We start from the raw sequence: 13,004 nt of genomic DNA, 5'->3' as shown, positions 1-13,004 counted from the left end.
CGCGCTTACGCCCGGGCCTTTATGCAGATTTTCACGACCCTCGGATTGTTCCTCGCCACGGCCCTGGCGGAGATCGTCGGCTGCTACCTGCCCTGGCTGTGGCTGCGCCAGGGCCGCAGTGCCTGGCTGCTGTTGCCGGCCGGGGCCAGCCTGGCGCTGTTTGTCTGGCTGCTGACGCTGCACCCGGCGGCGGCGGGGCGCGTGTATGCCGCCTACGGCGGCGTCTACGTGGCCGTGGCGCTGGCCTGGCTCTGGGCCGTGGACGGCATACGCCCCGGCCCCTGGGACTGGCTGGGCGTGGCCGTCACGCTGTGCGGCATGGCCATCATCGCGTTTGCGCCACGCGGCTGAAGGTATCTATAAAATCCCCAAAAACAATAGCTGTTTGCGCTTGATACACGGGCGTTAGGCGCGGATTTGGCAATAACTCCATTGTTCGAAGGCAGCAAGGCCCGGCGGGCCTGGCCAGGTTGCAAGCACCCATGCAAAAAGCGCTCGTCGAGCGCTTTTGGATGGGAGAACCCTGCCGGGTCGCGGTAGGTTTTGGCTGCGCCTGGGCGATCAGGCCTTGCGGCGGCGGACCAGTGCGGCGCCCAGCAGGCCCAGGCCCATCAGGGCAAGCGAGGCAGGCTCGGGAATCGGGTTCGAACCGCAATTGGCCGTGCCCACGATGCAGCCGGCGAATTCAGTGGAGTCGCCACGGGTGCCAACACTTTGAAACTTGACGGCATAAGGGCTGGTGAACTCAATCCCATTCGTGAGGAAGTTTCCTGTGGTCCACAGTCTCAGCGAAAAGGACTCGGTCAGTCCTTCGCCAACACCCCCGCTAGCGCCGCCGGAGCAGTTGCTGCCATCCCAAACGCAAAGGTCTACCCTTCCGAAGGATGGGAAGTTGGTATTGAGTGTGGTATCCCAGCCGTTGTTGGACGAAGCGAAACTCAATGCGGGGCTGACGACGTCGATCCCAAACGAGGTCAGCCGGTTGCTGCCGGGGCCGGAGGAGTTGTTTGCGACCACTACCCCGAAGATTGCTTGCGTGGCCGACAGCGAATTGAGCGTGAACTGCACCGTTGCCGACAGCGTGGCCCCGTCTTGGGAGCCCGAATACAGGATCGAACCCGTATCGCTCACGCCATCGAACAGCATGACCGCCGCGTTGCTGCTGCCAAAACCCACCAGCCCGCAGCAAAGCGCAATGGTTTGAAGAGCTCTCTTGAATTTCATGGGAACCTCACTTGTGAGTTGATCGGTTGCGGTGGTAGTCCTGTAAGCATCATTCGTGCCAAATATAAAAATCCTTTCAAAATCAATCAGTTGTATTTTTTTCCTGGGACCGAATCCGATGAGTTGTAAAAAAAACCGACGAAATCTTGGCTGGCAGGCGGGGAGGGGCTGAGGGCGATACGCCGCCGCAGATTCCAAGGCCCCGCATGAGCCATGGGCGCGGTTGCGTCACCCGCCTCGGGTAACATTCGTTTCTTTGAACCGCCGGGCACGCGAGCGGCACGGTGTGACAGGTAATTCGTGCGTCTCAACTCGATCAAACTCGCCGGCTTCAAGTCGTTTGCCGAGCCCACCAACTTTCAGCTTCCGGGCCAGCTGGTGGGCGTGGTGGGCCCCAACGGCTGCGGCAAGTCCAACATCATGGACGCCGTGCGCTGGGTGCTGGGCGAGTCCAAGGCCAGCGAGCTGCGTGGCGAATCCATGCAGGACGTGATCTTCAACGGCACCACCAGCCGCAAGCCGGCCAGCCGCGCCAGCGTGGAGCTGAGCTTCGACAACCACGATCACCGCGCCGGCGGTCAGTGGAACCAGTTCACCGAGATCGCCGTCAAGCGCGTGCTGACGCGCGACGGCACCAGCAGCTACTACATCAACAACCAGCCGGTGCGCCGGCGCGACGTGCAGGACGTGTTCCTGGGCACGGGCCTGGGGCCGCGCGCCTACGCCATCATCGGCCAGGGCACGATCAGCCGCATCATCGAAAGCCGCCCCGAGGAACTGCGCCTGTTCCTGGAGGAGGCCGCGGGCGTGTCCAAGTACAAGGAGCGCCGGCGCGAGACCGAGAACCGCCTGGCAGGCACGGTGGAGAACCTGACGCGCGTCGAGGACATCCTGCGCGAGCTGAACGCCAATCTGGAAAAGCTGGAAAAGCAGGCCGAGGTGGCGGCCAAATACAACGCCCTGCAGCAGGACGTGACGCTCAAGCAGCACCAGCTGTGGTTTTTGAAGCGCGCCGATGCCGAAGCCGAGCAGGCCCGCGTGCGCGCCGAGGGCCTGCAGGCCGTGAACGACCTGGAATCGCGCATGGCCGACCTGCGCCATGTGGAGGCCGACCTCGAAGCCATACGCCAGGCGCATTACGAGGCCGGCGACCAGGTCAATCAGGCCCAGAGGCGGCTCTACGAGGCCACGGCCGAGGTCGGCCGGCTGGAGGCCGAGATCCGCTACGTGGTCGAGGGTCGCCAGCGCGTGGAGCAGCGCCTGGTGCAGCTGGCCGGACAGATCAGTGAATGGTCCACGCGCAAGGAGGAGGCCGAGGCCGAGGCCGAGCACCTGGCCGGCGTCGGCGAGGGCGCCGAGGAGCAGGCCGAACTGCTGGCCGCCCAGCTGGAAGAACAAGCCCTGCAGCTGCCCGACCTGGAAGACGCCCTGCGCCAGAGCCAGCAGCGCAGCGAGCAGCAGCGCAGCACCGTGGTGCAGGTCCAGCAGCAGATCCAGGTGCTGGCCGCCGAGCAGCGCAGCCTGGATCAGCAAAGCCGCCAGCTGGAGGCGCGCCACGAGCGCCTGCGCGGCGACCGTAACGCCCTGGCCGCACCCGACGAGTCGCGCCTGGCACAGCTGCGCCAGCAGCTCGCCGAGGCCGAGGAGGGCGCCGAGCTGGCCGAGGCACGCCAGGCCGAGCTGCAGGACGGCGTGCCTCGGCTCGACGCAGACCGGCGCGCGCGCCAGCAGGCCGTGAATGCCGAGGCGGCGCGCCAGGCCGACCTGTCGGCGCGCCTCGACGCCCTCAGGGCGCTGCAGGAAAAGCTCAAGGTCGATGGCAAGCTCCAGCCCTGGCTGGCCAGGCATGGCCTGGACGGCCTGCAGGGGCTGTGGAGCCGCATCCATGTCGAGCCCGGCTGGGAAAACGCGCTTGAGGCCGCGCTGCGCGAGCGCCTGGCGGCGCTGCCCGTGGGCCGGCTGGACATGGTGCGCGGCTTCCTCGGCGCCGGCGGCAGCGACGCGCCGCCGGCGCGCCTGGCCTTCTACAGCGCGCCCGCCCATGCCCAGCCCGAGCCCGCGAGCGCGCAGCCGCGCCTGTCCGACCTGCTGCGCGTGGAGGGTGCGGGCCTGCGCGCCGTGCTCGTGGACTGGCTGCAGGGCTGCTATACGGCGCAGTCGCTGGACGAGGCCCTTGACCGCCGCGCCCAGCTGCAGCCGGGCGAGGCCATTTATGTCGCCGACGGCCATGCGGTCATGGCGCACAGCCTGGGCTTTTATGCGCAGGACTCGGAGCAGTCGGGCCTGCTGGCGCGCGCCCAGGAGATCGAACACCTGGAGAAGGAACTGCGCGCCCAGGCCCTGATCGCCGAGGAGGCGCGCACGGCCCTGGTGCGCGCCGAGGCCGCCTACGCCGACGCCTCCCAGCGCCTGGTGGCCGCGCGCCGCGAGGCCAGCGAGGCCCAGGGGCGTTTCCATGCGCTGCAGGTGGAGACGCTGCGCCTGTCCCAGCTGGCCGAGCAGGCACGCACGCGCAGCGCACAGATCGATGCCGACCTGGCCGAGGTCGAGGCCGAGCTGTCCGAGCTGCAGGAGCGCCGCGTGGCGTCCGAGGCGCGCTTCGAAGAGCTCGATATGCAGCTGGCCGACAGCCAGGAGCGCCACGCCCAGCTGGGCGACCGCGTGATCGAGGCCGAACGCCGCCTGAACGAATGCCGCGAGCAGCAGCGCCAACTGGAGCGGCGCGTGCAGGAAGCGCAGTTCTCGCACCGCAGCCTGCAGGCGCGCCGCGCCGAGCTGGCGCGCACCATGGACACGGCGGCCAGCCAGGCCAGGGCGCTGCACGACGAGCGCCAGCGCGCGCAGGATGAGCTCGCGCGCCTGTCCGACGCTGCGGCCCAGGGCGGGCTGCAGCAGGCCCTCGAATTGAAGATGGAGCGCGAGCAGCAACTCGGTGCACAGCGCAGCGAATACGACGGGCTCACTGCCCGGCTGCGCGCCAGCGACGAGCGGCGCCTGCAGCACGAACGCCAGCTGGACCCGCTGCGCGCGCGCATCACGGAATTCCAGCTCAAGGAGCAGGCCGCGCGCCTGGGACTGGAGCAGTACAGCCAGCTGCTGCAGGACGCGCAGGCCGACCTGGCGGCCGTGGCCCGCTCCATCGAGGAGGGCGGCGTGCGCGCCAGCGGCCTGCAGGGGGAGATCGACCGCCTGCAGCGCGAGATCGCGGCCCTGGGGGCGGTGAACCTGGCGGCGCTCGACGAGCTGCAACTGGCGCGCGAGCGCAAGAGTTTCCTGGATGCGCAGACCGAGGACCTGCAGCTCGCCATGACCACGCTGCAGGACGCGATCCGCAAGATCGACGGCGAGACGCGCACCCTGCTGTCGGGCACCTTCGACGCCGTCAACGGCCATTTCGGCCGCATGTTCCCCGAGCTGTTCGGCGGCGGCCAGGCGCGCCTGATCATGACCGGCGACGAGATCCTCGACTCCGGCGTGCAGGTCATGGCCCAGCCCCCGGGCAAGAAGAACCAGACCATCCACCTGCTGTCGGGCGGCGAGAAGGCGCTCACGGCCATCGCCCTGGTGTTCGCCATCTTCCAGCTGAATCCCGCGCCGTTCTGCCTGCTCGACGAGGTGGACGCGCCGCTGGACGACGCCAACACCGAGCGCTACGCCAAGCTGGTGAGCAGCATGGCGCGCGGCACGCAGTTTTTATTCATCAGCCACAACAAGATCGCCATGGAGATGGCCGAGCAACTGATCGGCGTGACCATGCAGGAGCAGGGTGTCTCGCGCATCGTGGCGGTCGACATGGAGTCCGCCCTGTCGATGGCGGAGACCTGAACATCATGAGCAACTTCCAACTTGGACTCATCCTCGCCGGCGCGCTGGTACTCATCGTCGTCATTGCCTACAACGCCTGGACCACGCAGCGCAACGCCCCCAAGCGCGCCAGCCCGCGCGAGGGCGAGGGCGCGCAGGAGCCCGCCGTGCGCCAGGAGCCGGCGTTCGACGCTGCGGGGCTGGGCGGCCACGCTGCCGCCGCCACCGAGCCGCACTTCGAAGATCACGCCGTGGACGCACGCGACGCGTTGCAGATGCCCGTGCCGTCGCCCGAGCGCCGCGGCGGCCTGGACCCGCTCATCGACGTGATCGCCCCCATCGTCGCCGAGCAGCAGGTTTCGGGCGATGCCGCCCTGGCGGCGCTGCCGCCCACGCGCCGCGCGGGCAGCAAGCCCTTTGCCATCGAGGGCTTCAACGAGCACCAGCAGCAATGGGAAACGCCCCAGCCGGGCCAGCGCTACCTGCAGTTCCAGGCCGGCGTGCAGCTGGCCAACCGCCTGGGTGCGCTCAACGAGATCGAGTTCTCCGAGTTCGTCATGAAGGCCCAGGGCTTTGCCGACGCCATCAACGCCACGCCCGACTTTCCCGACATGCTGCACGAGGTGGCGCGTGCGCGCGAGCTCGACCAGTTCGCCAGCGACCATGACGCGCAGCTCACTTTCATGCTGCGCGCACGCCAGGCCGCGTGGAGCCCCGGCTACGTGCAGCAGAACGCCGCGCGCCTGGGGCTGGTGGCAGGCCCCATTCCGGGGCGGCTGGTGCTGCCGGCCAGCGGCGCCGGGCTGCCGCCCCTGCTGACGCTGAGCTACGACGCGCAGGCCGCCATGTCCGACGACCCCGAGCAGTCCGCCGTGCGCGAAGTGCTGCTGAGCCTGGATGTGTCCCAGGTGCACCGCGGCGAACAGCCCTTCGCGCGTCTGCGCGAGGTCGCAGCCGCCCTGGGCCAGGCCATGGACGGCGTGCTCTGCGACCAGAACGGCCAGCCGCTGCCCGCCATGACCATGGAGCCCATCGCCGCCGACCTGGAACTGCTCTACGACAAGCTCGACAGCCGTGAGCTGTCGGCCGGTTCGGTGCTGGCGCGGCGGCTGTTCAGTTGAGCACCATGTCCAGTCAATCAGAGCTTTTTTCGGATCCAGCGCCCAAGGGACCTGCGCTGGTAGCTACAAAAATACAAGCACTGCGTGCCCAGCTGAATCGCTGGGCCCATGAGTACTACGTGCAGGACGCGCCCAGCGTGCCCGACGCCGAGTACGACCGCGTGTTCCAGCAGCTGCAGGCGCTCGAAGGCGCCTACCCCGACCTCGTCACGCACGATTCGCCCACGCAGCGCGTCATCGGCGCGGTGATGGGCGGCCTGGCGAGCGTGCGCCACGCCGTGCCCATGCTCAGCATCCAGACCGAGACCGACACCGAGGCCAGCGGTGCCCAGGCCTTCGACGCGCGCGTGCGCCGCGAGCTGGGGCTGGACCCCTCGGCAGCGCCCGTGGAATATGTGGCCGAGCCCAAGTTCGACGGCCTGGCCATGAGCCTGCGCTATGAGGGCGGCCGCCTGGTGCAGGCCGCCACGCGCGGCGACGGCGAGGTGGGCGAGGACGTGACGCACAACATTCGAACCATCCGCCAGATCCCCTTGACCCTGCCCGCGGCCGTGCCGCCGGTGCTGGAGGTGCGCGGCGAGGTCTATATGCGCCGCGCCGACTTCGAGGCGCTCAACGAGCGCCAGCGCGAGAGGGGCGAGAAGACCTTTGTGAACCCGCGCAACGCCGCCGCCGGCGCCGTGCGCCAGCTGGACTCCGGCATCACCGCCCAGCGCCCGCTGTCCTTCTTCGCCTACGGCCTGGGCGAGGTCACGCCCGCCGACCAGGGCGGGCCAGATTTCGGCACCCACTACGCCCTGCTGCTGCAGCTGAAAGAATGGGGTTTTCCGGTCGCGCCGCAGGTGCGGATTGCGCAAGGCGCTCCTGAACTCGTAGCGTTTCACCAGAGCCTGGGCGCGCAGCGTGATGCACTGCCCTATGACATCGACGGCGTGGTCTACAAGGTCAACAGCCTGGCGCTGCAGCGCCAGATGGGCTTCAAGACGCGCGAGCCGCGCTGGGCCGTGGCGCACAAGTACCCGGCGCAGGAGATGCTCACGGTCTGCGAAGGCATCGACGTGCAGGTGGGCCGCACCGGCAAGCTCACGCCGGTGGCGCGCCTGGCGCCGGTGTTCGTGGGCGGCGTCACCGTCACCAATGCCACGCTGCACAACCTGTTCGAGACCCGCAAGAAGGGCGTGCGCGTGGGCGACACCGTCATCGTGCGCCGCGCGGGCGACGTGATTCCCGAGGTGGTGGGCCGCGTCGGCAGCGCCACCGACGGCGCGGGCCGGCCCCTGCCGCGCCGCCCCTATGTGGCCAACTTCCGCATGCCCGCGGCCTGCCCGATCTGCGGCAGTGCCGTGGTGCGCGAGCGCGGCGAGATGAACCACCGCTGCTCGGGCGGGCTGTTCTGCCCGGCGCAGCGCAAGCAGGCCGTGCTGCACTTCGCCCAGCGCCGCGCGCTGGATATCGAGGGCCTGGGCGAGAAGCTGGTGGACCAGCTCATCGACGGCAATGTGGTGCACAGCCTGGCCGACCTGTACCGGCTGGATCTGGCGCAGTTGGCGGGGCTCGAGCGCATGGCGGAAAAGTCGGCGCAGAACCTGTTGGACGCGCTGGAAAAGTCCAAGCGCACCACGTTGGCGCGCTTTCTGTTCGGGCTGGGCATACGCCATGTGGGCGAGGCCACGGCCAAGGACCTGGCGCGGCATTTCGGCAGCCTGAACGCCATCCTGGACGCCGGCGTGGAGCAGCTGCTGCAGGTCAGCGACGTGGGCCCCGTGGTGGCCGAGTCCATCCATACCTTCTGTGCCCAGCCGCACAACCGCGAGGTGGTGCAGCAGCTGCGCGCCTGCGGCCTGACCTGGGAAGAGGGCGCGCCCACCGAGCCCGCCGCCCAGCCCCTGGCCGGCAAGACCGTGGTGCTCACCGGCACCCTGCCTACGCTCGGCCGCGACGAGGCCAAGGACCTGCTGGAGGCCGCGGGTGCCAAGGTGGCGGGCTCGGTCAGCAAGAAGACGCACTACGTCGTGGCCGGGGCCGAGGCCGGAAGCAAGCTGGAGAAGGCCCGGGAGCTGGGCATACCCGTGCTCGACGAGGACGGCATGCGCGCCCTGCTGCGGGGGGAGATCTAGCCATGGCACTCGCACGCCGCGCACCCCGCGTGGGCCTGGCGCTGGGCAGCGGCTCGGCGCGCGGCTGGGCGCATATCGGCGTGCTGCAGGTGCTGCGCGACGAGGGCGTGCCGCTGGACCTGGTCTGCGGCTCCTCCATCGGCGCGCTGGTGGGCGCGGCCTATGCAGGGGGCGAGCTGGACCGCTTTGGGGATTGGGTGCAAAGCCTGGGCCTGCGCGAGGTGTTCGGCTTCATGGACTTCAACCTCGCGGGCGGCATGCTCAAGGGCGAGAAGCTGATTGCCTTCTGGCGCCGCAACTTCGCCGACTTCGACATCGAGTCCTCGCCGCTGCCCTTTGCCGCCGTGGCCACCGACCTGCACTCGGGCGCCGAGGTCTGGCTGCGCGAAGGCTCGATTGCCGATGCCGTGCGCGCCTCGATCGCGCTGCCGGGCCTGTTCACGCCCGTGGTGCAGGCCGACGGGCGGCTGCTGGTCGATGGCGGCCTGGTGAATCCCGTGCCCACGTCGCTGGCGCGCGCCATGGGGGCGGACATCGTCATCGGCGTGGACCTGAATGCCGACATCGTGCAGCGCCACATGCATCCGTTGGCCGTGGTGCGCGCACCCGAGGCCGATGCGCCGGAGGGCAGCGCGCCGCCGCCCCAGCCCGAACCGGCGCGCAATGGCGAGTGGGCGCGCCGCCTGAAGTTCTGGGCCGGCCCGGGCGGCAAGCCACCCGTGCCCAAGCAGCCCTCGATGCTGGACGTGATGATGACCAGCGTGAACATCATGCAGATGCGCATCACCAGGAGCCGCATGGCGGGCGACCCGCCCGAGGTGGTGATCGCGCCGCGCCTGGCGCACCTGGGCCAGCTCGACTTTCACCGCGCCAAGGAGGCCATCGAGGAGGGCCGGCGCGCCGCCCAGGCCAGCCTGCCGCAGCTGCGGCAGTTCATGGGCTGAACCTGGGCTGAACGTTTGGAAAAACCTGTAAGCCGTTGATTTCAAATGATTGGCGGTATAAAGCAGGCCTTGCCGGCCACCAGGCCCTGGCGCCACCCTGCGGCCGATGCTGCCAGGCCCGCGGGGGTAAATACTTCTGAATTCATAGCTCCAAGCGCTTGATACACAAGCGTTGCAGGCCAATTTTTACTGTAATCACTCATGACCTTGACCGCCTCCCTGCGCGCGCGCTGGGCCCTGCTCTGGCCGCGGCTCGCGCGCCTGGCGCAGCGGCCCGAGCGCTGGGCCTCTGCCCACGGCCTGCTGTGGCTGCTGGCCGGGCTGCTGTGTGCCGCCTTTGTGTACGTGCTGGCGCTGATCCCGTTCACGCCCGCCATCAGCGACATCCGCAAGGCCAAGACCGAGCAGCCCGCGCAGCTGCTGTCGGCCGACGGGCGGCTGCTGGCCGAATACAAGTGGGTGAACCGCGAATGGGTGCCGCTTGCAACCATCGCCAAACCGGTGCTCGATGCCCTGATCGCCACCGAGGACCACCGCTTCTACGACCACTTCGGCCTGGACTGGCGGCGCACGGCCTCGGCCCTGGTGCGCACGGCGGGCGGCGACCGCCAGGGCGGCTCCACCATCACCCAGCAGCTCGCGCGCAACCTCTACCCCGAGGACATAGGCCGCGCGCCCACGCTCACGCGCAAGATCAAGGAGGCGATCACGGCGCTGAAGATCGAGTGGCTCTACTCCAAGGACGAGATCCTGGAGACCTACCTGAACACCGTGCCCTTTCTCTACAACGCCTATGGCATAGAGATGGCGGCGCGCACCTACTTCGACAAATCTGCCGACAGGCTCAACGTGCTGGAGAGCGCCACGCTGATCGGCATGCTCAAGGGCACGGCCTACTACAACCCCGTGCTCAACCCCGAGCGCGCGCAGGCCAGGCGCAACACCGTGCTGGCGCAGATGAAGAAGCGCGGCAAGCTCGCGCCGGCCGAGTACGACAGGCTCATCAAGCGCCCGCTGCGCATCCGCTTCGAGCGCCAGAACGAGGTGGCGGGCCTGGCGCCGCACCTGGCGCAGCAACTGCGCCGCCAGCTCATCGACTGGGCCGACCGCAACGGCTACAGCCTGTATTCCGACGGGCTGGTGATCCACACCACCATCGATGGCCGGCTGCAGGAGATCGCCACCCAAGCCGTGCAGCGCCAGGGCCGCCAGCTGCAGGGCGTGGCCGATGCCGCCTGGGCGCCGCGCGCCGTGTGGGGCGCCAAGAGCCCGCTGGTGCAGCAGCTGGTGCGCGAATCGCCCCAGTACGCCAAGGCCGTGGCCGGCGGCGCAGCGCCCGAGGAGGCGCTGGGCAAACTGCTGGCGGATGGCGGCTTTCTGCGCGAGCTGCGCCAGGCCAAGACCCGCGTGCAGGCCGGCTTCATGGCGCTGGACCCGAGGAACGGTGCGGTGCTGGCCTGGGTGGGCAGCCGCGACTACGGCGCCGACCCGTTCGACCATGTGCAGGCCGCCCGGCGCCAGCCCGGCTCCACCTTCAAACCCTTCGTCTACGGCGCGGCCTTCGCCCGGGGCATGCTGCCCACGGACCAGCTGATGGACCAGGCCGTGGAAATCCCCCTGGGCGGCAGGCAGGTCTGGCGCCCCACGGACGGCCGCCAGCCGCCGAGCGGCGAAGCCATGGAGCTGCGTGACGGCCTGGCGTATTCCAAGAACACCATCACCGCCCAGCTTATGCAGCAGGTGGGGCCCGAGCGCGTGGCGCAGCTGGCGCGCGCCATGGGGGTGCGCGAATCCAGGCTGGAGGCCGTGCCCGCGCTGGCGCTGGGCACGAGCTCCGTCACCTTGAAGGAGATGGTCGCCGCCTACGGCACCATCGCCAGCGGCGGGCTCTACCAGGCGCCCCAGGTGATTGTGCGCATCGAGGACAAGCACGGCAGGCTGCTCGAGGCGTTCAAGAGCGCGGCGCCCGAGCGCGCCCTGAGCCTCAGCGCCGCGCAGGCCCTGCGCGATGCCATGCGCGGCGTGGTCGACAAGGGCACGGGTGCGGCGATTCGCGGCCGCTACGGCATCACGGCCGATGTGGCCGGCAAGACCGGCACCACGCAGGACAACACCGACGGCTGGTTCATCCTGATGCACCCGCAGCTCGTGGCCGGCGCCTGGGCCGGGTTCAACGACGGGCGCATCACGCTGCGCAGCGACTACTGGGGGCAGGGCGCGCACAGCGCGCTGCCCATGGTGGGCGACGTGTTTCGCCAGGCGCTGCGCGGCAAGATCATCGACGCGCGCGAGCGTTTTATCGACGAAGAGGAAAGCAGCTGGATTGCCACGGCTACGGGCACGCTGCGCAACTGGGCCTATGACCTGTTCGGCCGCCGCACGGGCGAGCCGGACGGCCCGGCGCTGGTGCCGCCCGCGCCGCAGCCTGAGCCGCCGCGCGCAAGTGCGCCCGCGCCCAGCGCCCCGCCACAGGAGGAGCGCCCCGAGATCATCGAGGCGCCGCTCATTCCCCTGCAGGAGGTGACGCCGCGCGCCAGCGCAACAGCCGAGCCGCCCGTGTGGGTGCAACAGCCCGAGCCCGCGGCGCCCCAGCCGGAGTCCACGGCGCCGCTGCCGCCACAAACCTCGTTGGAGTCACAGGTCTGGCTCCAGACGCATGCCTCGTTGGACAAGACTATGTCTTGACTTTGCCCCAAAGAGGGCGCATCTTGATGTGCTTGCCTGTGGCCGGGCGTTCGTTATCGGCCTCTGGTTTTTTCCGCTCACCGAGGGAGGGTGCATTTCCGGTTGGACAACGGGGCCTGCCCAACCGGTTCACCGGACCAGGCCCTCTTGCGCAGGGGAAACATCATGGCAACGTACATCGCACTATGCAACTTCACCGACCAGGGCATCCGCAGCATCAAGGACACCACCAAGCGCGCCGACGCCGTGCAGGAGGCGGCGTCGAAATTCGGCGCCAAGATGCCGCAGCTCTACTGGACCCTTGGCTCCTACGATCTGGTGGCGTTCATTGAAGCCGCCGACGATGCATCGGCCACGGCCTTCGGCCTGGCGATTGCCTCCGCCGGCAATGTCCGCATGCAGACCATGCGGGCCTTCTCCAAGGATGAAATGACCGGCATTCTGGCCAAACTGGGATAGCAGGCCTTGGCCTGACCGCAAGGAGCGCAGGCGGCTAAAGAATGTCGAAGCTGTGCATGCCGAAACGCCCCGCACGGCGGTCGGCAAAGAACTGCTCCAGCGTCTTCTTCACCGTGCGAAACGAGATCTCGTCCCAGGGGATCTCGTCCTCGCGGAACAGCCTTGCCTCGATGGTCTCGTGACCGGGGTCGAAGCGGTCGCTCAGCAGCGTGGCCAGGTAGAAGATGTGCACCTGGCCCACCTGGGGCACGTTCAGCAGCGAGAACAGCGGGCCGATCTCAATCCGGGCGCCGGCCTCCTCGTCGGTCTCGCGCGCCGCGCCCTGCGCGGTGGTCTCGTCGAGCTCCATGAAGCCGGCGGGCAGTGTCCACTTGCCCCAGCGCGGCTCGATGTTGCGCTTGCACAGCAGCACGCGCTCACCGAGCACCGGCACGGTGCCCACCACCATCAGCGGGTTCTCGTAATGGATGGTGCCGCAGGCCGGGCAGATGGCGCGCTCGCGCGTGTCGCCGTCGTCGGGCAGGCGGTAGGCCACGGCCGTGCCGCATTCGCGGCAATGCTTGATGGGGCGGCGGAAAATCATCGGATAATTTTAGGAAAAAAGGACTCCAGCGCTTGTGCATCAAGCGCTGGAAGCTATCTTTATAGTA

The 13,004-nt window shown here is 68.8% G+C and carries 9 protein-coding genes; 7 read left to right on the top strand and 2 right to left on the bottom strand.

The window, feature by feature from the left end; genetic code table 11:
- Positions 1-21 precede the first annotated feature (21 nt).
- Positions 22-351: a YnfA family protein gene (locus P7644_RS12940; RefSeq protein WP_404299680.1), complete on the top strand. Its 330-nt coding sequence runs from the start codon at positions 22-24 to the stop codon at positions 349-351.
- Positions 352-561: 210 nt separating this feature from the next.
- Here the strand turns inward: P7644_RS12940 and P7644_RS12935 are convergent, their stop codons facing one another.
- Positions 562-1,224, bottom strand: a complete 663-nt coding sequence (locus P7644_RS12935; RefSeq protein WP_404299679.1) for a cistern family PEP-CTERM protein — start codon at positions 1,222-1,224, stop codon at positions 562-564.
- Between the two features lie 300 nt (positions 1,225-1,524).
- Between P7644_RS12935 and smc the strand changes: the two genes are divergently transcribed.
- From smc to P7644_RS12905, 6 genes are all read left to right on the top strand, one after another.
- Positions 1,525-5,049 carry a chromosome segregation protein SMC gene (smc, locus tag P7644_RS12930; RefSeq protein WP_404299678.1) on the top strand — a complete coding sequence of 1,175 codons (3,525 nt, stop codon included), beginning with the start codon at positions 1,525-1,527 and terminating at the stop codon, positions 5,047-5,049.
- Between the two features lie 5 nt (positions 5,050-5,054).
- Positions 5,055-6,149 carry a cell division protein FtsZ gene (locus tag P7644_RS12925; RefSeq protein WP_404299677.1) on the top strand — a complete coding sequence of 365 codons (1,095 nt, stop codon included), beginning with the start codon at positions 5,055-5,057 and terminating at the stop codon, positions 6,147-6,149.
- 5 nt (positions 6,150-6,154) lie between these two features.
- Positions 6,155-8,266: an NAD-dependent DNA ligase LigA gene (ligA, locus tag P7644_RS12920; RefSeq protein WP_404299676.1), complete on the top strand. Its 2,112-nt coding sequence runs from the start codon at positions 6,155-6,157 to the stop codon at positions 8,264-8,266.
- A 2-nt stretch (positions 8,267-8,268) separates the two neighbouring features.
- Positions 8,269-9,210 (top strand): patatin-like phospholipase family protein, encoded by a 942-nt coding sequence (locus P7644_RS12915; RefSeq protein ID WP_404299675.1) that lies wholly within the window; start codon positions 8,269-8,271, stop codon positions 9,208-9,210.
- Positions 9,211-9,411: 201 nt separating this feature from the next.
- On the top strand, positions 9,412-11,895 hold the full coding sequence (locus P7644_RS12910) for a penicillin-binding protein 1A (protein ID WP_404299674.1): 2,484 nt from the start codon (positions 9,412-9,414) through the stop codon (positions 11,893-11,895).
- A gap of 165 nt (positions 11,896-12,060) precedes the next feature.
- Positions 12,061-12,354 (top strand): GYD domain-containing protein, encoded by a 294-nt coding sequence (locus P7644_RS12905; protein WP_404299673.1) that lies wholly within the window; start codon positions 12,061-12,063, stop codon positions 12,352-12,354.
- A gap of 34 nt (positions 12,355-12,388) precedes the next feature.
- Here P7644_RS12905 and P7644_RS12900 read toward each other — a convergent pair whose 3' ends face one another.
- Positions 12,389-12,937, bottom strand: a complete 549-nt coding sequence (locus tag P7644_RS12900) for an NUDIX hydrolase (RefSeq protein ID WP_404299672.1) — start codon at positions 12,935-12,937, stop codon at positions 12,389-12,391.
- Positions 12,938-13,004: the final 67 nt, after the last annotated feature.

Origin of the sequence: Alicycliphilus denitrificans (assembly GCF_044792555.1) — a bacterium.
Taxonomy (GTDB): domain Bacteria; phylum Pseudomonadota; class Gammaproteobacteria; order Burkholderiales; family Burkholderiaceae_C; genus Alicycliphilus; species Alicycliphilus denitrificans_A.
Note: the sequence above shows the minus strand (reverse complement) of the source record. Positions and strands in the feature narration are given on the sequence as shown.